This is a genomic window from Streptomyces sp. NPDC060064 (assembly GCF_042736455.1).
GTDB lineage: Bacteria > Actinomycetota > Actinomycetes > Streptomycetales > Streptomycetaceae > Streptomyces.
The window spans coordinates 1-23,048 of record NZ_JBHWWF010000066.1; the positions used below are offsets into that span (position 1 = coordinate 1).

25 protein-coding genes and 1 riboswitch are annotated in these 23,048 nt (G+C 70.1%); of the genes, 14 read left to right on the forward strand and 11 right to left on the reverse strand.

The window, feature by feature from the left end; genetic code table 11:
* Positions 1–215: 215 nt before the first annotated feature.
* The 3 genes from ACFWDI_RS38955 to ACFWDI_RS38965 form a co-directional block, all read right to left on the reverse strand.
* Positions 216–617, reverse strand: a complete 402-nt coding sequence (locus ACFWDI_RS38955) for a DUF3040 domain-containing protein (protein ID WP_327323033.1) — start codon at positions 615–617, stop codon at positions 216–218.
* A gap of 250 nt (positions 618–867) precedes the next feature.
* On the reverse strand, positions 868–1,626 hold the full coding sequence (locus ACFWDI_RS38960) for a methyltransferase (RefSeq protein WP_385311620.1): 759 nt from the start codon (positions 1,624–1,626) through the stop codon (positions 868–870).
* A 159-nt stretch (positions 1,627–1,785) separates the two neighbouring features.
* Entirely contained in the window at positions 1,786–2,325 is a 540-nt protein-coding gene (locus tag ACFWDI_RS38965; RefSeq protein WP_385311622.1) for an SAV_6107 family HEPN domain-containing protein, read from the reverse strand.
* Positions 2,326–2,488: 163 nt separating this feature from the next.
* Here ACFWDI_RS38965 and ACFWDI_RS38970 point away from each other — a divergent pair, with 163 nt between their 5' ends.
* From ACFWDI_RS38970 to ACFWDI_RS39000, 7 genes are all read left to right on the forward strand, one after another.
* Complete coding sequence (locus tag ACFWDI_RS38970) at positions 2,489–3,334, forward strand: PP2C family protein-serine/threonine phosphatase (protein WP_362675425.1); 846 nt, start codon at positions 2,489–2,491, stop codon at positions 3,332–3,334.
* A 36-nt stretch (positions 3,335–3,370) separates the two neighbouring features.
* Positions 3,371–4,330 carry an MASE1 domain-containing protein gene (locus ACFWDI_RS38975; protein ID WP_385311624.1) on the forward strand — a complete coding sequence of 320 codons (960 nt, stop codon included), beginning with the start codon at positions 3,371–3,373 and terminating at the stop codon, positions 4,328–4,330.
* Between the two features lie 78 nt (positions 4,331–4,408).
* Positions 4,409–5,278: an ATP-binding cassette domain-containing protein gene (locus tag ACFWDI_RS38980; protein ID WP_385311626.1), complete on the forward strand. Its 870-nt coding sequence runs from the start codon at positions 4,409–4,411 to the stop codon at positions 5,276–5,278.
* A complete protein-coding gene (locus tag ACFWDI_RS38985; RefSeq protein ID WP_385311628.1) occupies positions 5,250–7,337 on the forward strand; it encodes a YhgE/Pip family protein in 2,088 nt (695 codons plus the stop codon). Before ACFWDI_RS38980 ends, ACFWDI_RS38985 begins: the two co-directional genes overlap by 29 nt.
* Before the next feature lie 38 nt (positions 7,338–7,375).
* Complete coding sequence (locus tag ACFWDI_RS38990) at positions 7,376–7,984, forward strand: TetR/AcrR family transcriptional regulator (RefSeq protein ID WP_327328280.1); 609 nt, start codon at positions 7,376–7,378, stop codon at positions 7,982–7,984.
* A 363-nt stretch (positions 7,985–8,347) separates the two neighbouring features.
* Complete coding sequence (locus ACFWDI_RS38995; RefSeq protein ID WP_385311630.1) at positions 8,348–8,965, forward strand: DUF4126 domain-containing protein; 618 nt, start codon at positions 8,348–8,350, stop codon at positions 8,963–8,965.
* 74 nt (positions 8,966–9,039) lie between these two features.
* Positions 9,040–10,527 (forward strand): phytoene desaturase family protein, encoded by a 1,488-nt coding sequence (locus ACFWDI_RS39000; protein ID WP_385311632.1) that lies wholly within the window; start codon positions 9,040–9,042, stop codon positions 10,525–10,527.
* Positions 10,528–10,542: 15 nt separating this feature from the next.
* Here ACFWDI_RS39000 and ACFWDI_RS39005 read toward each other — a convergent pair whose 3' ends face one another.
* The 6 genes from ACFWDI_RS39005 to ACFWDI_RS39030 all read right to left on the reverse strand — a co-directional run bounded on the left by ACFWDI_RS39005 (position 10,543) and on the right by ACFWDI_RS39030 (position 15,233).
* Positions 10,543–11,394 (reverse strand): hypothetical protein, encoded by an 852-nt coding sequence (locus ACFWDI_RS39005; protein WP_385311634.1) that lies wholly within the window; start codon positions 11,392–11,394, stop codon positions 10,543–10,545.
* Positions 11,395–11,445: 51 nt separating this feature from the next.
* A complete protein-coding gene (gene metF / locus ACFWDI_RS39010) occupies positions 11,446–12,363 on the reverse strand; it encodes a methylenetetrahydrofolate reductase [NAD(P)H] (protein WP_327323044.1) in 918 nt (305 codons plus the stop codon).
* Between the two features lie 115 nt (positions 12,364–12,478).
* Positions 12,479–13,129 (reverse strand): thiamine phosphate synthase, encoded by a 651-nt coding sequence (gene thiE / locus ACFWDI_RS39015; RefSeq protein WP_385311635.1) that lies wholly within the window; start codon positions 13,127–13,129, stop codon positions 12,479–12,481.
* A gap of 86 nt (positions 13,130–13,215) precedes the next feature.
* Positions 13,216–13,581, reverse strand: coding sequence for an Rv2175c family DNA-binding protein (locus ACFWDI_RS39020; protein WP_327323046.1), 366 nt, complete (start codon positions 13,579–13,581; stop codon positions 13,216–13,218).
* 43 nt (positions 13,582–13,624) lie between these two features.
* On the reverse strand, positions 13,625–14,863 hold the full coding sequence (locus tag ACFWDI_RS39025) for an NAD(P)/FAD-dependent oxidoreductase (RefSeq protein ID WP_385311637.1): 1,239 nt from the start codon (positions 14,861–14,863) through the stop codon (positions 13,625–13,627).
* A 28-nt stretch (positions 14,864–14,891) separates the two neighbouring features.
* A complete protein-coding gene (locus ACFWDI_RS39030) occupies positions 14,892–15,233 on the reverse strand; it encodes a hypothetical protein (RefSeq protein ID WP_327323048.1) in 342 nt (113 codons plus the stop codon).
* Between the two features lie 51 nt (positions 15,234–15,284).
* Positions 15,285–15,397: riboswitch (TPP riboswitch) on the forward strand.
* Here ACFWDI_RS39030 and thiO point away from each other — a divergent pair.
* From thiO to ACFWDI_RS39060, 6 genes are all read left to right on the forward strand, one after another.
* Positions 15,395–16,552 (forward strand): glycine oxidase ThiO, encoded by a 1,158-nt coding sequence (gene thiO, locus ACFWDI_RS39035; protein WP_385311639.1) that lies wholly within the window; start codon positions 15,395–15,397, stop codon positions 16,550–16,552. It overlaps the preceding riboswitch by 3 nt.
* Entirely contained in the window at positions 16,549–16,773 is a 225-nt protein-coding gene (thiS, locus tag ACFWDI_RS39040) for a sulfur carrier protein ThiS (RefSeq protein ID WP_362675450.1), read from the forward strand. Before thiO ends, thiS begins: the two co-directional genes overlap by 4 nt.
* Before the next feature lie 6 nt (positions 16,774–16,779).
* Complete coding sequence (locus tag ACFWDI_RS39045; protein WP_385311642.1) at positions 16,780–17,574, forward strand: thiazole synthase; 795 nt, start codon at positions 16,780–16,782, stop codon at positions 17,572–17,574.
* A gap of 235 nt (positions 17,575–17,809) precedes the next feature.
* On the forward strand, positions 17,810–19,759 hold the full coding sequence (gene pknB, locus ACFWDI_RS39050) for a Stk1 family PASTA domain-containing Ser/Thr kinase (RefSeq protein WP_385311643.1): 1,950 nt from the start codon (positions 17,810–17,812) through the stop codon (positions 19,757–19,759).
* A 5-nt stretch (positions 19,760–19,764) separates the two neighbouring features.
* Positions 19,765–20,613 (forward strand): deoxyribonuclease IV, encoded by an 849-nt coding sequence (locus ACFWDI_RS39055; RefSeq protein ID WP_385311644.1) that lies wholly within the window; start codon positions 19,765–19,767, stop codon positions 20,611–20,613.
* A gap of 96 nt (positions 20,614–20,709) precedes the next feature.
* Positions 20,710–21,249, forward strand: coding sequence for a DUF4396 domain-containing protein (locus ACFWDI_RS39060; protein WP_385311646.1), 540 nt, complete (start codon positions 20,710–20,712; stop codon positions 21,247–21,249).
* Positions 21,250–21,262: 13 nt separating this feature from the next.
* Here ACFWDI_RS39060 and ACFWDI_RS39065 read toward each other — a convergent pair whose 3' ends face one another.
* Positions 21,263–21,895 (reverse strand): sulfite oxidase-like oxidoreductase, encoded by a 633-nt coding sequence (locus ACFWDI_RS39065; protein WP_362675457.1) that lies wholly within the window; start codon positions 21,893–21,895, stop codon positions 21,263–21,265.
* Between the two features lie 159 nt (positions 21,896–22,054).
* Here ACFWDI_RS39065 and bfr point away from each other — a divergent pair, with 159 nt between their 5' ends.
* Complete coding sequence (gene bfr / locus ACFWDI_RS39070; RefSeq protein WP_327323056.1) at positions 22,055–22,534, forward strand: bacterioferritin; 480 nt, start codon at positions 22,055–22,057, stop codon at positions 22,532–22,534.
* Positions 22,535–22,548: 14 nt separating this feature from the next.
* Here the strand turns inward: bfr and ACFWDI_RS39075 are convergent, their stop codons facing one another.
* Positions 22,549–22,788, reverse strand: coding sequence for a (2Fe-2S)-binding protein (locus tag ACFWDI_RS39075; RefSeq protein ID WP_327323057.1), 240 nt, complete (start codon positions 22,786–22,788; stop codon positions 22,549–22,551).
* Positions 22,789–23,048 lie beyond the last annotated feature (260 nt).

A 23,048-nucleotide genomic window follows, 5' to 3' on the forward strand; every position in this document is an offset into this window, starting at 1 on the left:
GGTGGGTGGTGGGTTTTTTTTTTTTTATAAGACACAGTCCGGGCTGCGTGGTTGACACCTGGTGTTTTTTTTTCGGGGTGTGGGGCCACCCAAACGAGCGCCCCCCCTCACCCGTTCACCCGTACAGCAAGCTTTTTTATGAACCAGGACCGCGGCTCTGCTACTTCACTTCGAATTCCTCATTCGAATTCTTCACGTCGAAGAAGCCGCGGTACTCAGTGGCCGCCCTGTTCGTCGCGGCGACGCTGCCACCGCTGCTCGATCCGGTCCATCATCGACCTGCGCTGGCGGGGCTGGCGGCGAGCTGTTGCCGCCGTGTCCCCCAGGGTCTGTTGCTCACCCGGTTTGGGCGCTTTGCGCCAACCGGTGACCGCGAGAACCGCACAGCCGAGCATGACGAGAAACCCCACCACGCTGATCCAGATCTGCTGCGCGACCATTCCGGCCATGAGGAGCGCGATACCCACCAGGAAGCCTGCAACTGCCTGGTAAACCCGTCGCCGGGTGTACGTACGCAGCCCGCTTCCCTCAAGCGCTGTAGCGAACTTGGGATCTTCGGCGTACAGCGCTCGCTCCATCTGCTCGAGCATTCGCTGCTCGTGCTCCGAGAGCGGCACGGAGTCCTCCTAGTCGTCGGTCGCGGGGGGCGACCGGTATGCGGCCCTTTCAGGATAGGCAGGGAATCGCCCCCGTGAAACCCGCCCTCTACGCCAATTCGCCAGTCCGGGCCGCCATGCCGACTCGGGTGTCGAGGCGTAGATTCCCCAACCTCCGATCCGTCATGCCGGATGGTGTCCCCCGATCATACGGGGCCCGGGCCACGATCGGGGGGTCTGTGGCGTACTCCATGTGCGGCTGCGCCGCTGATCAGCCCCGCTTCTCGCCCAGTACGTGGAGCTGAGTCGCGACCGCGTGAAAGGCCGGCAGCTCCGCGGCCGCCGCCTCCAGTTTGAGCAGCGCGTCCAGCGCGCCGGGCTCGGTGTCCACCAGGACGCCCGGGACCAGGTCGGCGAAGACCCGCACACCGTGCACGGCACCGACCTCGGCACCGGCCGCACTGACGAGCTCGGTGAGCTGCTCGGCGGTGAAGCGCCGGGGCACCGGGTCGCCGGCGCCCCAGCGGCCCGCGGGGTCGGTGAGCGCGGTGCGGGCCTCGGTGAAGTGCCCGGCCAGCGCCCTGGCCAGGACAGCCCCGCCGAGCCCGGCGGCAAGCAGGCTGAGCGCGCCGGAGGGCCGGAGCGCGTCCACGGCATTCCGTACGCCCTCGGCGGGGTCGTCCACGTACTCCAGGACTCCATGGCAGAGCACCGCGTCGTAGCCACCGCGCTCGACGACCTCGAAGAGACCGTGGATGTCGCCCTGGACCCCGCGGACCCGGTCGGCCACGCCGGCCTCGGCGGCCCGGCGCTCCAACGCGAAGAGCGCGTTGGGGCTGGGGTCGACAACGGTGACGCGGTGCCCGAGCCTGGCCGCGGGCACGGCGAAGTTGCCGCTGCCGCCGCCGGTGTCGAGGACGTCCAGGGCGTCCGTCCCCGCCGCCTTGACCCGACGGTCGAGGGCCTCCTTGAGGACGTCCCAGACCACGGCGGTACGGAGAGAGGCGCGGGGTCGCATCGGGTCCGACACGGCAGTTGACTCCTCGGACGGGTGCCGCCCCGGGCTGCGGGGCGTGAGGGGGCGGACGAACACGGTGAAGCGGTGAACAGGTTGAAGACGCAGTCCACCCTATTGCCTCCGTCGGGCGTCCCGGCCCTCCGTCCCGGCCCTCCGTCTCGCCCCACGGCGTCACCCCACGGCGCCACCCCTCTCCGGTCGCTCCGTCCTGGGCTGGGGCAGCACCGGCTGCAGCACGAGCATCCGCTCGACCAGGCGGAGGAACATGGCCGCGTCGCGCAGCAGGTCGTCGGCGTCGCGGTTGCTCGCCGCGCCCTGTATGCCGGCCTCGGCGCGCGCCCTGCGACTGGCCCCCGAGGCGAACAGAACACTCCACTCGGACAGTTCCGGCGCTATCTCGGGCAGGACTTCCCAGGCGCTGCGGATCCGCTGCCTGCGGCGCTCGCTGGTCTCCGGGCGGCCGCGGGCGGCGAGGACCGCGGCGGCGGTGCGCAGGGCGGCCAGATGGGCGGTGGCGTAACGCTCGTTCGGCGTTTCGAGAGTGGCGGCCTCGTCAAGGCCCGTACGGGCCTGGGCGAGCAGGTCGAGGGCGGCGGGCGGTGCCGAGGCCCGCCGCAGGACGGGGTGCACGTCGTTCGCCGGTCCGGTCAGTGAGGGGGCAGGGCCGGTGGCGCGGGGCCGGTGTGCGGCTGCGGCGTGGGAGCTGGCCATGACGAACCTCCTGTCGTCGTGTGACGGCGCTGTGGCCGTATGTGTCCATCGTGAGGGGCACCACTGACAATTGCTCTGACCTGCCGCTTTCGCTCCTGGAGGTGGCACGCGGGCAGTGCCGTCTAGAGTGTGGTGAGGAGCATGTGGGAACCCCGGAGCGCTCATGCGCGGACATCACAGCGACCCGTCCGACAATGCACAACTCCTGATCACCCTCGGGCGTCTCGTCGACCAGGCCCTGGAGCGGATGAAGCTTCAGCAGGCCCGGGTCGAGCTGGCCATGGCCCTGCAGCGCCACATGCTCCCGGCCGAGCTGCCGGAGCTGCCCGGCCTGCATATCGCGGCCCGGTACGCGCCCGCACGGGACGGGCTTGCTGTGGGCGGCGACTGGTACGACGCCTTCCTGATGATGGACGGCTCACTCGGGCTCTCGATAGGCGATGCGCAGGGCCACGATGTGGAGGCCGTCGCGTTCATGGGCCAGGTCCGCACCAGCCTGCGGGCCCTCGCCGAGGCGACGAGCAATCCGAGAGAAGTGCTGAGCCGCACCAACGACCTGCTGATCTCCATGGGCTTCGGCCTCTTCGCGACCTGCTGTTTCCTGCGCTTCGACCCGGTCAGCCGCGATCTCACCGTGTCCCGGGCCGGGCATGTCCCGATGGTCTGGGCCACCGCCGGCGGCCGCTCCGGCGTCGCCCTCGACCGCGGCGGCCCGCCCCTGGGCGTCGTGCGGGGCGAGGTCTATCCGGTGACCCACCGGCGGCTGCTGGAGGCAGGGGTCCTCGTCCTGCTCACCGACGGGGTCGTGGAGGGGCCGCACTATCCGATGGAGGCAGGTCTGGCCGAGGTCCATCGGCTGGTGCGCGCGGGATTCGACGCCGACCCCGACGTGCTGGCCTCCGCCGTCGTCAAGGTGGCCGAGCGGACCGGTCACCGTGACGATGCCGCCGTCCTCGTCGTCCGCTACGACGGCCCGCCGGGGCCCGGCCCACCATTCCGCCCCGCCTGACTCGCCGCAGGCCCACCGGGAGCGCAGACTGCTGTGGTGCGCAAAGCGGAGATCGGCCGTTACGGGTCTGCTGCTCTGTGGATCCTCGCTGTCGCCGCCGCCTACTACGGGTCCGCCCGGCTGGGGCTTCTACAGCAGCTGGTACGCGGTCAGGTCACGCCCCTGTGGCCGCCGACGGGGGTGGCCCTGGCCGGCCTGCTCGTCCTCGGTCTGCGGATCTGGCCGGGCATCGCGCTCGGCGCCCTCCTGGTCAATGCCTCCATCGGCCCTTCGCCCCTCGCCGTACTGGCCATCGTCGCCGGCAACACCCTGGCCCCGGTCTGCGCGTACCTGCTGCTGCGCCGGGCGAAGTTCCGCGACGAACTGGACCGGCTGCGGGACGTACTGGCACTGATCTTCCTCGGCGCGCTGGCCGGGATGCTGATCAGCTCGACCGTGGGGAGCGGTGTGCTCGTGCTGGCCGGGGCGCTGCAGGCGAGCAACTTCTGGCCGACGTGGTCGGTGTGGTGGACCGGTGACGCGATGGGGGTCCTTGTCGTCACTCCGTTTCTGCTTGTCCTCCGCAGGGCCCGGTGGCCGCGGCATGCCGGGCTCAGCCGCTGGATCGAGGCGGTGGCGCTGGCGCTGGGCACGCTCTTCGCGACGATTCTGGCGACGAGTACCACCAGTTCGGCCCTGCTCTTCCTGGTTTTTCCGTTCCTGATCTGGGCCGCCTTCCGCTTCCAGCTGGCCGGCGCCGCGCCGTGTGCGCTGGGGGTGTCGACGCTGGCGATCCTGGCCGCGGCCCGGGAGGCCGGCCCGTTCGCCGGTCAGGATCTGTTCGCCAGCATGGTCACGCTGCAGGCCTTCAACGGCACCACGGCACTGATGGCCCTGCTGCTCGCGGCGGTCATCACCGAGCGGAACGAGACCCATGAGGAACTCGCACGGGTCTGCACGCGGCTCGCCGAAATGGTGGCCTTTATCGAGCCGCGCTCGGATTCGAACGACGGCTGACCGGCCGGGTTTTGCTTCGGTCCAGGGTTCGGGATACTTTTTGCACTGACCAGTCAGTTCAAAAAGCTTGGGGGGAACATGGACAGCCCTGTCAGCCCCGACGGCAGTCACGGGGCAGCCGTCACGGCCGAGGACTTCGGGCTCAAGGGCCCGCGCGGCTGGGCGTTCCGCTCGGTGAGCATCGAGGCGGAACCCGGCTCGCTCATCGCGATCGAAGGCCCGTCCGGCTCCGGCCGCACCTGTCTGCTGCTCGCGCTCACCGGCCGCATGCGCCCCACCGAGGGCCGCGGCGAGGTCGGCGGCCTGGAGCTGCCGCGGAAGATGGCCGCCGTACGCCGGATCAGCGCACTGGGCCCGGTACCGGGCGTCAGCGAGCTCGAACCGGCGCTGACCGTCGCCGAGCATCTGCGCGAACGCGCTCTGCTGCAGCGCCGCTTCGACGGCTCACTGCGCACCCTGCTGCGGCCCCGCGCCGAGCGTGCCGCCGCGGCCAGGAGCCGTATCGACGAGGCACTGGAGGCGGCGGGGCTGGACTTGGCCACGCTCCCCAAGAAGGACCGCACGGCCGTACGCGACCTGGAGCGTCTTGAAGCGCTGCGCCTGTCCGTCGCCCTCGCGCTGGTCGGCCGTCCACGCCTGCTCGCGGTCGACGACACCGATCTCAAGCTCTCCGACGACGACCGGGCCGAGGCCTGGAAGCTGCTGCGCTCCGTCGCCGAGGGCGGTACGACCGTGCTCGCCGTCTGCAGCCAGGCCCCCGAGGGCACGACGGTGATCCGCACGGTCGCGGACACCGCTCCGAGGAGCGAAGACACGGCCGAGCCGACGCCCGACAGCACGACCGAGCCGACGCCCGAAGACAAGCAACAACCGACGCCCGAAGACACAACCGAGGACACCACCGAGGAGGGGACGGCCGATGCGCTCGCCGAAACTGGCCGCGCTTGAGCTGAAGCGGTTCGGCAGGGGGAAGCTGCCGCGCGCCGCGCTCGTCGCGATCCTGCTGCTGCCGCTGCTGTACGGCGCCCTGTACCTGTGGTCCTTCTGGGATCCGTACGGTCAGCTCGAACGTATACCCGTCGCGCTCGTCAACGACGACAAGGGAGCCACCGCTGCCGGCAAGAAGGTCGCGGCCGGCGACGAGATCACCAAGGGCCTGCTCGAGAGCAAGGTCTTCGAATGGCACGAGGTGAGCGCGACCGAGGCCCGCAAGGGCGTCGAGGACGGCACGTACTACCTCTCGCTGACCATGCCGCAGGACTTCAGCAAGCGCATCGCGTCCAGCTCCGGCGAGTCTCCCGAGACCGGCGCCCTTCAGGTGCGTACGAACGACGCCAACAACTACATCGTCGGGCAGATCTCGCGGACGGTCTTCTCCCAGGTCCGCACCGCCGCCTCGACCAACGCCTCCCGATCCTTCCTCGACCGGATCTTCATCTCCTTCTCCGACATCCATGACCAGACAGAGAAGGCCGCGAAGGGCGCCGACCAGCTCAAGGACGGGGTCGGCAAGGCGAAGAAGGGCTCCAAGGACCTCGCGGACGGGCTGAAGGACGCCAAGAGCGGCAGCGGCAAACTGGCCGGCGGGCTCTCCAAGCTCAACAAGGGCGCGAGCGATCTCGAGACCGGATCCAAGCAGGTCTCCGAGGGCACCCAGAGGCTTGCCGACAAGGTCAACGGGATAGCCGCCGACGTCCGTCCGTACCTCAAGGACAACGGCAGGACGATCGGTGACACGGCCCGGCTGGTCGCCGACTCCTCCCAGGCGGTCCGCCACAATCTCGACATCCTCGTGAAGACGGCCCCCGGCTCGGCCGTCCTCGCCCACAAGTCGGCCGACGAGCTGAGCGCGATCTACAAGACGCACTGCGAGGACGCGCTGCTGCCCGACCCGGCCGTCTGCCCCGCGCTGAAGCGCGCCAAGGTCACGGCGGCCGATGTCGCCAAGATCGCCGACGACGTCAACGCTCTGGTGAAGGACAACAAGGGCGATCTGAAGAAGCTGGACGGCCACCTCGCCGATCTGCAGAAGAAGGCGACGGACCTCGCCAAGCGCTCACCGCGTCTCGACGAGGACCTGGAGTCGGCCGTCGGCCAGATCAATGAGCTCAACTCGGGCGCGAAGAAGGTCGCTCAGGGAGCGGACAAGCTGCACACCGGGCTGGGCAGCGCCAAGACGGGTTCCACCGATCTCGACACCGGCGTCGGCAAGCTCAAGAAGGGCGCCGGCAAACTGGACGGCGGGCTCTTCAAGCTCGCCGACGGTTCGACCGAGCTGGCCGGTGGACTGAACAGCGGCGTGGACAAGATCCCCGACTACGACAAGAAGGACCGCGACCAACGCACCGAGGTGATGGCCGATCCCGTGAAGCTGGCCGGCCAGTCCCTGCACAAGGCGCCCAACTACGGCACCGGCTTCGCGCCGTACTTCATCCCGCTCTCCCTCTGGGTGGGCTCGATGGTGGCGTACATGATCATCCAGCCGCTCAACCGGCGGGCCCTCTCCGCGGGCACCTCCGCCTGGCGGATCGCGCTGGCCGGCTGGCTGCCCGTCGCCGCGATCGGTCTGCTGCAGGTCGGCGCGCTCATGTCCGTACTGCACTGGGGCCTCGGCCTGCAGATGGCGTACGCGGCCGGCACGATCGGCTTCCTCGCGCTGGTGACCTGCTGCTTCGCCGCGATCATCCAGTGGCTGAACGCGCGCTTCGGAGCCGCGGGCCGGATCCTCGTACTGGCGTTGCTGATGCTCCAGCTGACCTCGGCCGGCGGCACCTACCCGGTGGAGACCAGTCCGGCGTTCTTCAACGCGATCCATCCCTACCTCCCGATGAGCTACGTCATCGACGCGCTGCGCAGGCTCATCACGGGCGGCGGCCTCGGCCCGGTGTGGCAGGCGTGCGCGGTACTGGCCGCCTTCACCGCGGGCGCGATCGCGCTGACTGCCGTGTCCGCACGGCGCAAGCAGGTGTGGACACTGGACCGTCTGCACCCCGAGCTGAGTCTGTGAGAGCGGCCGGACCTGTGAGAATCGACGCCATGGACGCCATGGACAGCACCAGCACCAGACGCCGGGCGACCCGGGCAAAGCTCTACGAGGCCGCGGTGACGCTCATCGCCGAGCAGGGCTTCTCCGCCACCACGGTGGACGAGATCGCCGAACGCGCCGGGGTCGCCAAGGGCACGGTCTACTACAACTTCAAGAGCAAGACCGAGCTCTTCGAGGAGCTGCTGCGGTACGGCGTCGGGCTGCTGACCGCCTCGCTGCAGTCCGCCGCCGACGAGACGGCGGAGCGCGGCGGCACCAAGGTCGAGGCGCTGGACGCGATGATCAAGGCCGGTCTGGGCTTCATCGAGCGCTATCCGGCCTTCACCCAGCTGTACGTCGCCGAGCTGTGGCGCACCAACCGGGCCTGGCAGTCGACGCTTCTCGTCGTACGGCAGCAGGCGGTTGCCGTGGTCGAGACGGTCCTGCGGGAAGCCGTCGAGAGCGGCGAGCTGAGCGAGGAGATCGATGTGCCGCTGACAGCCGCCGCGTTGGTCGGGATGGTGCTGGTGGCGGCGCTGGACTGGCAGGCGTTCCAGCCGGAACGCTCGCTCGAGGATGTGCACTCGGCGCTGTCGCGGCTGCTGCACGGCCGTGTGAGCGGCCGTTAGGTCTTCCGTACGAGGGCAGAAAAGTGCCGGTCCGGCGAGGCTCGATCCCCCCGAGCCCCGCCGGACCGGCGTTTCCCCGTGTCCCCGTTTTCCTCCGTGCCGGAGAACCCGTTCACCCCCGATTTTCCCCCGTGGTCACTGGGTTCTCCGTCGTACTCCCCCGTTCCGTCCGGGGAGCCTCGCCGTTCCGCCGCCCCGTGTCGGCGGTGCCGGCGCTGCGCCCCTTCCGTGGTCTCCACTCTTCCTTCTGCGCAGGTAGAACCCCATCCGCGCGCGTACTCATCTCCCCCACTAGGTACGGGTACTCAGTCATCCGTGCTCATCCCCACCCGCGCGGGTCGGCGTCTGGTTACGATCGCGTCCGTGTCCGTACTCCCTCTCGTCTTCACCAGCGGCTGGGCCAGCGGGATCAACGCCTACGCGGTGGTCCTGTTGTTCGGCGTCTTCGGCGCGACCGGGCTCACCGACGAGGTACCCGCATCTCTGCAGCGCACCGATGTCCTGATCATTGCCGGCGTGCTGTTCCTCTGTGAGGCGGTGGCGGACAAAATCCCGTACGTCGACTCCATATGGGACACCGTGCACACCGTGCTCCGGCCGGTGGCGGGCGCGGTCGTGGCCGCACTGCTGGCCGGGGAGAGCGGCTCGCTGCCGGAACTCGCCGCGGCCGCCATCGGCGGCTCGACCGCGCTGATGAGCCATCTGGTCAAGGCCGGCACCCGGATGGCGGTCAACACCTCGCCCGAGCCGTTCAGCAATATCGCGGTGAGCATGGCGGAGGATCTGGGCGTCGCCGGGATCATCACCTTCGCGCTCTTCCATCCGCTGGCGGCTGCGCTCATCGCCGGGACACTGCTCCTGCTGGGCATCGTGGTACTGGCCTTTCTCGCCACGAAGATCCGCCGTTTCCTGCGGCGCAGAGCACAGCGCCGCCAGGAGAAACGGCCGGCGGGCGCGGAAGCGTCCAGAGCGCCCTGGTGACCGGACCGCCCGGACGGGCCGCCGGGACGGGCCGCCGGGACGGACTGTCAGTGGTGGCCGATAAAGTCGCGGACATGGCACGGATTGCGGTGATCGGCGCCGGGATGGGCGCCATGGCGGCTGCCGCCCGGCTGGCCGTGGCAGGCCACCGGGTGACGGTGTACGAGCGCTCGGCGACCTACGGCGGCGCGGTGGGCCGGTTCGAGCGCGCGGGCTTCGTCTTCGACACCGGGCCCGGTCTGCTGCATCTGCCTGCCGTCTGGCGGGACTTGTTCGTCAAGACCGGCAAGGAACCGCTGGAGCAGTGCGTCGGGCTCGTCCAGGTGGACCCGGCGAGCCGGCATCTCTTCGCCGACGGCACCGAGGTGTCCCTGCCGAACGCCTCGCGGGCCGGAGTCGTCTCCGCGCTCGAAGCCGCGCTGGGCGCGGGAGCGGGCGAGCGGTGGGGCACCTTCCTGGGCCGGGCCCGGGACGCCTGGGACCGTTCCCGGCGGCCGCTGCTCGAAGAGCCCCTGTGGACCGACTGGCAGGTGCTCGGCCGCGATCCGTATCCGGCGCCGCGGCAGCGCAAATTGCTGCGCAGCCGACAGGCGTCCACGGTCTCCGAGGTCGGCGCCTGGGAGCTGGCCGACCCGCGGCTGGCCGCGCTGCTCGAGGGATACGCCCTCTCGTACGGCCTGGATCCCCGGCATGCCCCGGCGGGTGCCGCCCTGCTGCCGTACATGGAACAGACCTTCGGCAGTTGGTATGTCGAGGGCGGGATGCGGGAGCTGGCCCGCGCGGTCTACGAGCGGTGTCTGGCCCGGAAGGTGGAGTTCGCCTTCGGGACCGAGGTGGCCCGCATCGTCGAGAAGGACGGGCGGGCGGCGGGAGTCGAGCTCGTCGGCGGCACGGTCGCCGGGGCCGACCATGTGGTGGCGGGCATCGAGGCCGCTGATCTGGTGACGCATGAGCTCTGGCAGGACGGAGACGTACGGCCCCAAGGGGGCGCCGGCGGTTCACAGTTGCCGGGCAGGTTCACCGTGCTGCTGGCGCTGCGCGGGGCGCGGCCCGCGTCGGCCGTCCACCGGAGTGTGGTCCACGCGCCCGACACCGGCGCGGAGGCTGCGGCCGTCTTCGGTGGCCGGACGGCCGAGCGGCCCACCGTCACCGTGCTGCGCCCGGACGATCCGCGTACCCGCCCGGACGAGGAGCACGAGGCGGTGACTCTCGCCGCGACCGTCGCGGCGCAGGGCGGCCCGGTCGACTGGACGGACGCGGCGCTGCGCGAACGGTACGCCGAGGTGCTCATCGACGCCGCGGGCGCGGCCGTGCCGGAGATACGCGAGCGCCTGCTGTGGCACGAGATCCGTACGCCCGCGGAGGCGGGTGCGCTGTCCGCGCCCGCGCTCGCCGGGGACGGCGGGCGGTATCTGCACCCGGCGAACAGCACCCGGCTGCCCGGTCTGTATCTGGCGGGCGGCCGGGCGCACCCGGGCGGCGGACTGGCGCATGCCGGGATGTCGGGGGCGCTGGTGGCCGGCCTGATCGTGGAGGGGGCGGACTTCCGCGGCTCTCAGTGAGCCGCCGCCGGCGCGTCAGTAGCGGTACTGCTGCTCGTTGTACCCGGGGTCGTAGCCGTACGGAGAGGGCTGCTCCTGCGGCATCGGCGGCGCCTGCTGCTCGCCCTCCCGCTGCTGCGGGACCCACACCCCGCCGGCCGGCGTCTCGCTGTACGGCTGCTGGGCGTACGGGTCGGCGTACTGCTGCTGGCCGCCGTAACTGTCGTAGCTCTCGTACGCGTTGTACTGCTGGCCGCCGACATAGGGGTCGGAGTACGCGGCGTACGCCTGCTGCCCCGTCCCGTAGTCGTACTGCCCGGCGTATATGTCCTGGCCCGTCGGCTGCTGATCGTAACCGGAGCCGGTCGGCTGCTGACCGTAGCCGGAGTAGGTGTCGTAACCCGTGCCGTACGTGGTGTAGTTCTGGTCCTGCTGCTCCGCCGCATAGGCGGCCTCGCTGTACACGCCGTACTGGCCGGTGTCGTCCGGCAGCGGCTGCGGCTCGTAGACCGCCTCGGGCTCAGGTTCCGCGGGAACAGGCTCATAGGCGAGGTCGGAGACCTCCAGCGTCGGCTCGCGCGAGGCGGCCGTGTCCTGATTGCCGCCGGACCTGCGCCGACGGCTCGCTCCCGGGCTGCCGCCGAGCGCCCAGCCGGTGGAGAAGCCCTTGCGGAAGGAGAGCGTGACATACGTCTGGCCGACGGCGAAGGCGATCGCGCCGAGCGCGATCACCACGACGGAGGGCATCAGTACGCCGAGGACCACGCACAGGAAGCCGGCGAAGGCGAGCAGCCGCCAGCGCAGCCGCGCCTTGTACTGCAGCAGCACCTCACCGAGCAGCCACAGCGCGACGATGCCGAACGCGATATAGAGGACCGTCCAGCCCATGCCCGCCCCTCTCCTGCGGCCGCCGCTCCGGGTCGGAGTGGGTACGACCGATCACGACTGCTCGTGCAGTCCGAGATTCTCGTAGATCTCGAGCGTCGCCGTGGAGTTGTTGAGTGTAATGAAGTGCAGACCGGGGACACCCTCGGAGAGCAACCCGGCGCAGAACTCCGTCGCGAACTCGATGCCAATGGAGCGTACAGCGGCAGGATCGTCCTTGACGGAGAGGACCCTCTCTTTGAGCTCGGGCGGGAACGCGGCGTTGCTGAGCTGCGCGAACCGTTCGAGCTGCTTGACGCTGGTGACCGGCATGATCTCCGGGATGATCGGGGTCGCGCAGCCCGCGGCCTCGACCCGGTCACGCAGCCGCAGATAGTCCTCGGGCTGGAAGAACATCTGCGTGATCGCGTAGTCGGCGCCGGCCCGGCACTTGTCGACGAAGTGCTGGATGTCGGTGTCCCAGTCCTCCGAGCGCGGGTGCATCTCGGGGAAGGCCGCGACGCCGACGCAGAAGTCCCCGGACTCCTTGATCAGCTGTACGAGCTCGGCGGCGTACCGCACACCGTCGGGGTGCTTGACCCACTCGCCCATCGGGTCGCCGGGCGGGTCGCCACGGACGGCGAGGATGTTGCGGATCCCGGCATCGGCGTACTGCCCGATCATGTTGCGCAGCTCGGCCACGGAGTGGTTCACCGCGGTGAGGTGCGCGACCGGGGTGAGCGTGGTGTCGGCGGCGATCTGCTGGGTGGCCTTGACCGTGCCGGCGCGCGTGGAGCCGCCGGCGCCGTAGGTCACCGAGACGAAGTTGGGGGCCACCGCTTCGACCCTGCGCAGCGCGTTCCAGAGGTTCCGCTCGCCCTTCTCGGTCTTGGGCGCCCAGAACTCGAAGGAGTACGAAGTTTTGCCGGTTGCAAGCAGCTCACGCACGGTTCGTGCGTGATCCGTCCTGGTCGAAGCTGTACCGAGGGCCATACCCGCAGGTTAACCACGCCTCGCCGGTCACCCAACCGAATGAGGGAAATATGCCGGATTTGTCGGCCTACTGTCCACCCCTCGGACAGTTACCCGATCCGCTCCCCCGCGCGCGCTACCCCACACGCTCCCGCACGCGCTTCGCCAGCGCCGCTGTCGCCGCGGCCGGGTCGTCGGCCTCGGTGATGGCCCGTACGACGACGATCCTGCGCGCGCCCGCGTCCAGCACCTCGTCCAGATTGCCGGCGTCGATCCCGCCGATCGCGAACCAGGGCCGGTCGGTCTCCAGCGCGGCTGTGTACCGCACCAGGCCCAGTCCCGGGGCATAGCGTCCGGGCTTGGTCGGGGTGGGCCAGCAGGGGCCCGTGCAGAAGTAGTCCACGCCGGGCTCGGCGGTGGCCGTGTCCACCTCGGACTCGGCGTGCGTCGAGCGGCCTGTGAGCACCTCGTCACCGAGGATCGCGCGGGCGGCCGGGACCGGCAGATCGCCCTGTCCCAGATGCAGCACGTCGGCGCCGATGGCGTGCGCCACATCCGCCCGGTCGTTCACGGCGAGCAGTCTGCCGTGTCTGCGGCAGGCGTCGGCGAAGAGCTGGAGGTGATCCAGTTCCTCACCGGCCTCCATGCCCTTGTCCCGCAGCTGCACGATGTCGACCCCGGAGGCGAGCACGGCGTCGAGGAACTCCGCGAGGTCGCCCTGCTTCTTCCGGGCGTCCGTGCACAGATACAGCCGGGCGTCGGACAGCAGCGCACGAGCCGTGGACATGGTGGTTCCCCCCGGTGGGTCGGCGGTGCACGGGCAGGGCGGCACAGCCCCCGGCCCGCACACCGCGTGTTGTTGTTGTCAGGACGTCAGACGGCGAGCGCCTGGGCCCGGCGCTTCACCTCCGTGCCGCGATTCTCGCTGAGCGCCTGCGCGGGCGTGCCCGGCAGGCTCGGGTCGGCGGTGAAGAGCCATTCCAGCATCTCTTCGTCGGTGAAGCCGTCGTCCCTCAGGAGCGTCAGGGTCCCTGCGAGCCCCTTGACCACCTTGTCGCCGTCGATGAAGGCGGCAGGCACCTGAAGCGCCCGGTTCTCACCACGGCGTACGGCGATCAGCTGGCCTTCCTTGACCAGCTGCCGTACGCGTGTCACCTCGACATCGAGCATTTCCGCGATGTCAGGAAGGTGGAGCCAGGCAGGGACGAGAGCATCGATCTTTGCGTCAATCTCGGTCACAGGACAAGCGTGCCATCCCGGACTGACAGTCGGTAGCCGGACCCTAGTCGGCCGCCGCCTTCAGAGGGACGGAGGGGTCGGCGGCGCGCGCCGGATCCAGCCGGTTTCCGGACAGGATGAGCTTGCGTCCTTGCGCCAGATCACGGGCTCTGCCGACGGCGAGAAGCGCGACCAGAGAGCCGTCCCGCAGCCAGAGCACCGACCAGGTCGCGCCTGCCGGATCGCCGCGCCACACCATCGTGTCGGCGGCCTCATGATGGCCCGCGTACTGCACAAAGCGCCCGAACTGCTCGGACCAGAAGTACGGCACCGGGTCATAGACCTCCGGTGGCTCCTGTCCCGGCGCGCCGCCGATGACGTTGGCGGCGACCGTACGCGGCCCCTGCAGAGCGTTGTCCCAGTGGTGCACGAGCAGCCGCTCGCCGTAACGGCCGGACGGGAAGGAGGCGCAGTCCCCGACGGCGTACACATCGGGCAGCGAGGTGCGCAGATACGCGTCCGCGGTGATTGCGCCGTCCGGGCCCAGCTCGATACCGGAGCCGGCGAGCCAGGCGGTGGCGGGCCGGGCGCCGATGCCGACGACCACGGCGCCCGCCGGAAGCTGCCGGCCGTCGGCCAGGATCACCGCGCCGGGCTCGATGTCCGCCACGCGCGCGTGGGTGAGCAGTTCGACGCCGTACTCCGCGTACCAATCGGCCATCGGGCCGGCGACCTCGGCGGGCAGGGCTCCGGCCAGCGGGCGCCCGGCGGCCTCGACGACAGTGACCGTGCAGCCCGCCTCACGGGCGGCCGTCGCGAACTCCGCGCCGATCCAGCCCGCGCCGACGACCACTATGTCGTGCTGCTGCGTGAGAACGGGGCGCAGCCGCGCGGCGTCGTCGAGGGTACGCAGCAGATGGACGCCGGGTACGCCCACGGCGCCGGGCAGGGTGATCGGTTCCGCACCGCTGGCGATGACCAGGACGTCGTAGGGGACCGGACCTGCCGCGGTGTCCAGCTCATGGGCCCCGGCGCGCACTCCGGTCACCTCGCAGCCCAGCCGCAGCTCGATGCCGAGTGCCTCGAAGTCGACGTCGAAGGCCGAGCCCTCCGCCTTGCCGAGCAGGATCGCCTTGGAGAGCGGGGGTCTGTCGTACGGCTGATGGGGCTCGGCGCCGATCAGGGTGATCGGGCCGGTGAAACCCTGCTCGCGCAGTGCCACCGCGGTCTGCACTCCGGCCATTCCCGCGCCGACGACGACCACGCGCCGCTGCGTCTGTGCTGTCTGCTGCTGCTCGCTCACCCGACAACCTTACGCATCTGACGGACCGTCAGGAAGGTAGCTGTTCGACGACGCTCGTCCCGCTGCCCTCCTGGGACTCCCATTCCCAGCTCTCCTCCAGCCGCAGCCGCCCGTCCTCGAGCTCGACGACGGTGGAGAGACAGTGCCCCGAGGACGTCCCGCCGTCGGCCTTCAGCTGTACATAACGGAAGTCGAGCCGGTCGCCCTCCCTGGTGCCCACAAGGTGGCCGCGGAGCACATCGCCGCCCTCGTACTCGGCCCAGATCCTGCCTTCCTGCTCGTGGTACGTGAACCGGGTCCGGGTCCCCACCTGGCCCGGAGCCTGGTCTGCGACCGGGGAGAGCACGAGTCCGTCGAGCGACCTTGCCACAGTGGCTGCTCCCTTACTGCGAGTTGGGGCCTGGGGTTAGGGTGGCCACCGTAAGGCACTCGCGGGAGCCCGGACGCACCGGGCTGAGAGGGAGGCTGGACGGCCTCCGACCGTACGAACCTGATCCGGGTCATGCCGGCGAAGGGAGGGGCTGGACGCCCATGTCGCGTACCTCAGACGTCCTCGTTGTCGGGGGCGGAATCATCGGCCTGGTCACGGCCTGGCGTGCGGCGCAGCGAGGGCTGCGGGTCGCCGTCGCCGATCCGGCGCCCGGCGGCGGCGCTGCGCAGGTCGCGGCGGGCATGCTCGCCGCCGTCACCGAACTGCACTACGGCGAGCAGACGCTGCTCGGCCTCAATCTGGAATCCGCGCGGCGCTATCCCGCCTTCGTCGCCGAGCTGGAGGAGGCGAGCGGACAGTCCGTCGGCTATCGCGCCTGTGGCACGCTCGCGGTCGCGCTCGACGCCGACGACCGCGCGCACCTGCGTGAACTGCACGCCCTGCAGCGTCAGTCCGGCCTGGAGTCGGAGTGGCTGGCGGGGCGCGAATGCCGCCGCCTGGAGCCGATGCTCGCGCCCGGCGTGCGCGGTGGCCTTCGGGTGGACGGCGACCACCAGGTCGATCCGCGGCGGCTGGCAGCGGCGCTGGTGGCGGCCTGCGAGCGGGCCGGGGTGGTCTTCCACCGCGGCTGGGCGGAGCGGCTGTCGGTGGTACGGGACCGGGCGGCCGGAGCCGTACTGACGGACGGCCGTGAGCTCTCCGCGGACCAGGTGGTGCTGGCGTGCGGCAGTCTGAGCGGCAGGCTCGGCGGCGTACCGGAGGATGTACTGCCGCCGGTACGGCCGGTGAAGGGCCAGGTTCTGCGGCTGACCGTGCCGCGTGCGTACGCGCCGTTCCTCTCCCGGACCGTTAGGGCCGTGGTGCGCGGCAGTGACGTCTATCTGGTGCCGCGCGAGAACGGCGAGCTGGTCATCGGGGCGACCAGCGAGGAGCTCGGCTGGGACACCACGGTGACGGCGGGCGGGGTGTACGAGCTGCTGCGCGACGCGCACGAGCTGGTGCCCGGCATCACCGAGCTGCCGCTCACCGAGACCCGCGCCGGGCTGCGCCCCGGCTCTCCCGACAATGCGCCGCTGCTGGGCCCGACCGCTCTGCCGGGCCTGCATCTGGCCACCGGCCACCACCGCAACGGGGTGCTGCTCACACCCGTCACCGGCGATGTGATGGCCACGGTGCTGATCACCGGCGCACTGCCGGACGAGGCCCGCCCCTTCACTCCTCGCCGCTTCTCCCCCGTACCTCAGGAGCAGCCCGCATGAACGTCCCCGTGTCCGTCACCATCACCGTCTCCGTCAACGGCGAGGCGCGCGAGCTCGCCACAGGCACCACGCTGGACGCCCTGGTCACGTCCCTCACCGCCGCCCCGTCCGGAGTCGCCGCCGCAGTCAACGAGACGGTCGTCCCGCGCAGCCGATGGGCCGGCACGCGGCTCGGCGACGGCGACCGTGTCGAAGTCCTCACCGCAGTGCAGGGAGGCTGATCAGCCATGGCCGACGACCGTCTCACCATCGGCGGCACCGCCTTCAACTCCCGGCTGATCATGGGTACGGGCGGGGCACCCAGCCTCGACGTACTCGAACGGTCCCTCGTCGCGAGCGGCACGGAGCTGACCACCGTCGCGATGCGCCGCCTCGACCCGACCGTCCAGGGCTCCGTGCTGTCCGTGCTGGAGAAGCTGAACATCCGTGTGCTGCCCAATACGGCGGGCTGCTTCACGGCGGGCGAGGCCGTCCTGACCGCGCGGCTCGCCCGGGAGGCGCTCGGCACGGAGTGGATCAAGCTCGAGGTCGTCGCGGACGAACGCACACTGCTGCCCGACCCGATCGAGCTGCTGGACGCGGCCGAGATCCTGGTCGACGACGGCTTCACGGTGCTGCCGTACACCAACGACGACCCGGTGCTGGCCCGGAAGCTGGAGGATGTCGGCTGCGCGGCGATCATGCCGCTGGGCTCGCCGATCGGCTCCGGCCTCGGTATCCGGAATCCGCACAACTTCCAGCTGATCGTCGAGCACGCGCGCGTGCCGGTGATTCTGGACGCGGGCGCGGGCACGGCCTCCGACGCGGCGCTGGCGATGGAGCTGGGCTGCGCGGCGGTGATGCTGGCCTCGGCGGTGACCCGGGCGCAGGAGCCGGTGCTCATGGCGGAGGCGATGCGCCATGCGGTCGAGGGGGGCCGCCTCGCGCACCGGGCGGGCCGCATCCCGCGCCGCCACTTCGCGGAGGCGTCGTCCCCTCACGAGGGCCGCGCGGCCCTCGACCCGGAGCGACCCGCGTTCTGACCGCTGCGCGGGGCCGTTTCCCCACCCCGCCCCTTCCCGTAACCGGGGCTCCGCCGGACCCCGCTCCTCAAACGCCTGAGGGGCCGGAATCCGGTGATTGAGGACACGCCCGAAGGGCGTACCGGGGTCCGGCGGAGGCCCGGGAAGCCCGCGCTGTCACAGCTCGGCTGCAGTACGGCCCCGGTCCCGCCCCGGGGCGTCGGGGCTGTCCGTGGTGACTCGTAGACTCTCCCGCGTGGATACGACCCTCAAGGACCCCCTCGTCGGGCATGTGCTCGACGGCCGCTACCGCGTCGACGCGCGCATCGCCGTCGGCGGGATGGCCACGGTCTACCGGGCCGTCGACACCCGGCTCGACCGGGTGCTCGCGCTCAAGGTGATGCACCCCGCCCTCGCCGCCGACGCCTCTTTCGTGGAGCGCTTCATCCGCGAGGCCAAGTCCGTGGCGCACCTCGCCCACCCCAATGTGGTGGGGGTCTTCGACCAGGGCGCCGAGGGTGCGTATGTCTATCTCGCGATGGAGTACGTCGCGGGCTGCACGCTGCGCGACGTCCTGCGCGAGCGCGGGGCGCTCCAGCCGCGGGCCGCGCTCGACATCCTGGAGCCCGTGCTGGCCGCGCTCGGTGCCGCGCACCGGGCCGGTTTCGTGCACCGGGACATGAAGCCGGAGAACGTGCTGATAGGGGACGACGGCCGGGTCAAGGTCGCCGACTTCGGTCTGGTACGGGCCGTGGGCTCCGTCACCAGCACCACCGGCACGGTGCTCGGCACGGTCTCCTATCTCGCTCCCGAGCAGATCGAGTACGGCACCGCCGACACCCGCGCCGATGTGTACGCCTGCGGGGTCGTCCTCTACGAGATGCTCACCGGCGCCAAGCCGCACTCCGGTGACACCCCCGCCCAGGTCCTCTTCCAGCATCTGAACGACGACGTTCCGGCGCCCTCCGCCCTCGTCCCCGGGCTCGCTGTCGAGCTCGACGAGCTGGTGGCTGGCGCCACCGCCCGTAACCCCGAGGTCCGCCCGCACGACGCGGTGGCGCTGCTCGCGCAGGTCCGCGAGGCCCGTGCGCCGCTCGGTGACGAGCAGCTGGACCTGGTGCCGCCGCAGGCGCACACCGAGGCGCAGGACCAGTCCGGGGAGCAGCGCTCGGACGGGGTCCCCGCCTCCGAGGACCGTACGAGCGTGATCCCGCGTGTGCTCCCCCGCGAGGAGCCGGAGGAGCCGGAGGTCAACCGCACCACCCGGCTGGCGATGCCGCCCTCGGCGCCCCCGCAGCAGTCCCGTCGGCGCGCCGTCCCCAACCGCGGCGTCCTCGCGCTGGTGGTCGCGCTGTTCCTGATCCTCGGCGTGGGAACCGGCGTCTGGTACATCAACTCCGGGCAGTTCACCCGTGTCCCCGCCCTGATCGGCAAGACCGAGAAGGACGCCAGGCAGGAGCTGAAGAACGCCGGACTGGATGTGAAGAAGGTCCGCTTCGACTTCAGCGAGACGGTCAAGCGCGGCACGGTCATCAACAGCGACCCCGCGACCAACGAGCGCATCCGTGGCAACGGCTCGGTGACGATCGTCGTCTCGCGCGGCCCGGAGATCGTCAAGGTCCCCCAGCTCAAGGGCAAGCCGCTCGCCAAGGCCGAGCGCGAGCTGAAGAAGCTCGGTCTCGCGCCGGGAGTGGTGACCAAGGAGTTCAGCGAGGAGATCGCGCAGGGCTCGGTGATCAGCACGGCCCCGGAGGCCGGGGCCGGGCGCAGCCCCGATTCCGCGGTCGCCCTCACCGTCAGCAAGGGCGCTCCGATCGAGGTCCCCGGGGTGACCGGCGATTCCCTGGATGCCGCCACCAGCGAGCTCGAAGGCGCCGGGTTCAAGGTCAAGGTCGCCTCCGCACAGATCAACTCCCCGGAGGATGCGGGCTCCGTCGCCAAGCAGTCCGCGGCCGAGGGCACTCAGCTGGCCCGCGGTGACACGATCACTCTGACGGTCTCCAAGGGCCCGCGGATGATCGACGTGCCCGATGTGGTCGGCAAGAAGGCCGACGAGGCCACGAGCAGGCTGAAGGCGGCGGGCTTCGAGGTCAAGGTCGAGAAGAGCTTCCCGTTCCTCGGCGACACGGTCGAGAGCCAGTCCGTCGCGGGCGGCGGCCAGGCCCCCGAAGGCAGCACGATCACTATCAAGACCAAGGGACTGTAGTTCTGATGCGCAACCCCGTCGGCGGCCATGTCCCCGTGGCGGGCGGCCTCGCCACGATCGGTCTCGGTTACGCCCGTGAGCTGGAGGCGGAGACCGTCCAGGTCTTTGTCGCCAATCCGCGCGGCTGGGCGACACCCACCGGAAACCCGGCGCAGGACGAGCAGTTCCGCGCCGAGTGCGCGGCCGAGGGGATCTCGGCGTACGTCCATGCGCCGTATCTGATCAACTTCGGCTCGCACACCGAGGCGACCGTCGAGAAGTCCGTGGAATCCCTGCGGCACTCGCTGCGCCGGGGCCGGGAGATCGGCGCGCTGGGTGTGGTGGTGCACACCGGCTCGGCGACCGGCGGCCGCTCCCGCGAGGTGGCGCTGGCGCAGGTACGGGAGCGGATGCTGCCGCTGCTCGATGAGCTGACACACGACGACGACCCGTTCCTGCTGCTGGAATCAACGGCAGGACAGGGTTCCTCGCTCTGCTCGAGAACCTGGGACTTCGGCCCGTACTTCGAGGCGCTGGACTCTCATCCCAAGCTGGGCGTCTGCCTGGACACCTGCCACATCTTCGCGGCGGGACACGATCTGACCGGCCCGCACGGGATGGCGCAGACTCTGGATCTGCTGGTGGACACCGTCGGCGAGGGGCGACTGAAGCTGATCCACGCCAATGACTCCAAGGATGTGGCCGGCGCCCACAAGGACCGCCACGAGAACATTGGCTCCGGCCATATCGGCGAGGAGCCGTTCCGGGAGCTGATGCTGCACCCGTCGACCGAGGGCATACCGCTGATCATCGAGACGCCCGGGGGCAAGGAGGGGCACGCGGCGGACGTGGTGCGGCTGAAGAGACTGCGCTGAGAAACTCCGCTGGGAGATCTCCCTCCAGGAATACCCCCTAGGGGTATGCGGTTGTCGCAGTCGACAGGAACCGCTATCTGGCTTTGGGGGCTTCTCATGCAGCACGACACCCACACCGGACACGCTCACCCCACCGGACACGCCCTCCACACCGAGCACGCTCACCACACCCATGAAGAGCGCGCCCACGGCATCGGCACGGTCAGCTGGTCCATGGCAGCTCAGGCGACTCTCCACTGCCTCACCGGCTGCGCCATCGGCGAGGTCCTGGGCATGGTGCTGGGCACCGCGTTCGGCTGGGGCAATGTGCCGACGATGATCCTGGCGATCGTGCTGGCGTTCTTCTTCGGCTACTCACTCACGCTGCGCGGCGTCCTCAAGGCCGGCGTCAGCTTCAGCACCGCGGTCCGGGTCGCACTGGCCGCCGACACCCTGTCCATCGCCGTGATGGAGCTGATCGACAACGGCGTGATCGCGCTCTGGCCGGACGCCATGGACGCGCAGCTCTCGGACACGCTGTTCTGGGGCGCCCTCGCCGCCTCGCTCGTCCTCGCCTTCGTGGTCACCACACCCGTCAACAAGTGGATGATCGGCCGCGGCAAGGGCCACGCGGTGGTCCACCAGTACCACCACTGACCAGCACCAGGACTCAGAGCTCGGGGCCGTGCCCGGGCTCTTCCTGGTACGAGTAGCGCTGCTCGCGCCACGGGTCGCCGAGATTGTGATAGCCGCGCTCCTCCCAGAAACCACGGCGATCGGCGGTCATGTACTCCACGCCCCGGACCCACTTGGGCCCTTTCCAGGCATAGAGATGCGGGACGACCAGCCGCAGCGGAAAGCCGTGCTCGGCGGTGAGCAGCTCACCGTCCTTGTGGGTCGCGAAGATCGCGCGCTCCGAGACAAAGTCGGAGAGCCGCAGATTGGCGCTGTATCCGTACTCGGCCCAGACCATGACATGGGTGGCGTTCGGCGCCGGCGGCGCGAAGTCCATGAGCGTACGGGCGGACACCCCGCCCCATTCGGCCCCCAGCATGCTGAACTTTGTCACGCAGTGCAGATCGGCGACGACGGTGGAGAAGGGCAGTGCCGAGAACTCCTCGTGGTTCCAGCAGTGTTTGTCGCCGTCCGCCGTGGCACCGAAGACCCTGAACTCCCAGCGGTCCGGCTTGAACTTGGGTACGGGGCCATAGTGAGTGACCGGCCAGCCACGCTGCAGTCGCTGCCCCGGCGGAAGCTCGGACTCCTCTGATGCGCGGTATTCCCGGCTCTCCGGCTGACCCATGCCTTCAATGGTGACAGACCGGGAAGGGTGGTCATGACCAGGTCCGGACCGATTCGGGCAACTCACACTAAGCATGTACTTACTGGACGCTCCTCGACCGCGGTGCGAAGATTCGCGCACCTGCCCCAGTAGTCATTACGCGCGGAAGGAGCCTCTGCGATGCAGGGCGACCACGAGGTCATCGAGTTCCTCAATGAGCAGCTGACCGCCGAATTGACCGCAATCAATCAGTACTTCCTGCATGCGAAGATGCAGGAGAACTTTGGCTGGACGAAGCTCGCCAAGTACACCCGGTCAGAGTCGTTCGACGAGATGCGGCACGCGGAAGTACTGACCGACCGGATCCTCTTCCTCGACGGCCTGCCGAACTACCAGCGCCTCTTCCATGTGCGCGTCGGCCAGACGGTCACCGAGATGTTCCAGGCCGACCGGCAGGTCGAGGTGGAGGCGATCGACCGCCTCAAACGCGGCATCGAGGTCATGCGCGGCAAGGGTGACATCACGTCGGCGAACATCTTCGAGTCGATCCTGGCGGACGAGGAGCATCACATCGACTATCTCGACACCCAGCTGGAGCTGGTCGAGAAGCTCGGTGAAGCGCTCTACATCGCCCAGCTGATCGAGCAGCCGGAGAGCTGAGTCGCCCCGTAGGGCTAGGCAGCCTCGCTGAGCTCTGGGTCCACAGCCAGTACGGCGGCGGAGTCGCCCTGTTCGAGCAGCTCGCGACGGGGGCATGCGCCCCGGCCGAGAATCCCCTGGATCCGGCGTACGCACGATCCGCAGTCGGTGCCGGCCTTGGAGACCGACGCAATCTGGCGTGGGGTGCAGGCACCGCCTTCCGCGTGCTCCTTGACCTGCTTCTCGGTGATGCCGAAGCATGAGCAGACGTACACGCGGTTCACCTCCCCGGTCGGGATCACTGGCGCCTTTCCCGATGATCGGTGAGGCTAACCTAACCTTACCCGCTGGGCCTGCTGCGCAAAAGTCCCGAGTACGAGTGTGGGGGGGGGGGGACCAGAAAACCGCCCCCCCCCCCCGAGAAACGGCAACAGGGGGCGGGGGCAAGGGGGGGGCCGGGGAGGCCCGGGGACGGGGGGGGGGGGGGGGCGCGGGACGGGGGGGGGCCCCCGAGCCCCGGGCGCCCCACCCCCCA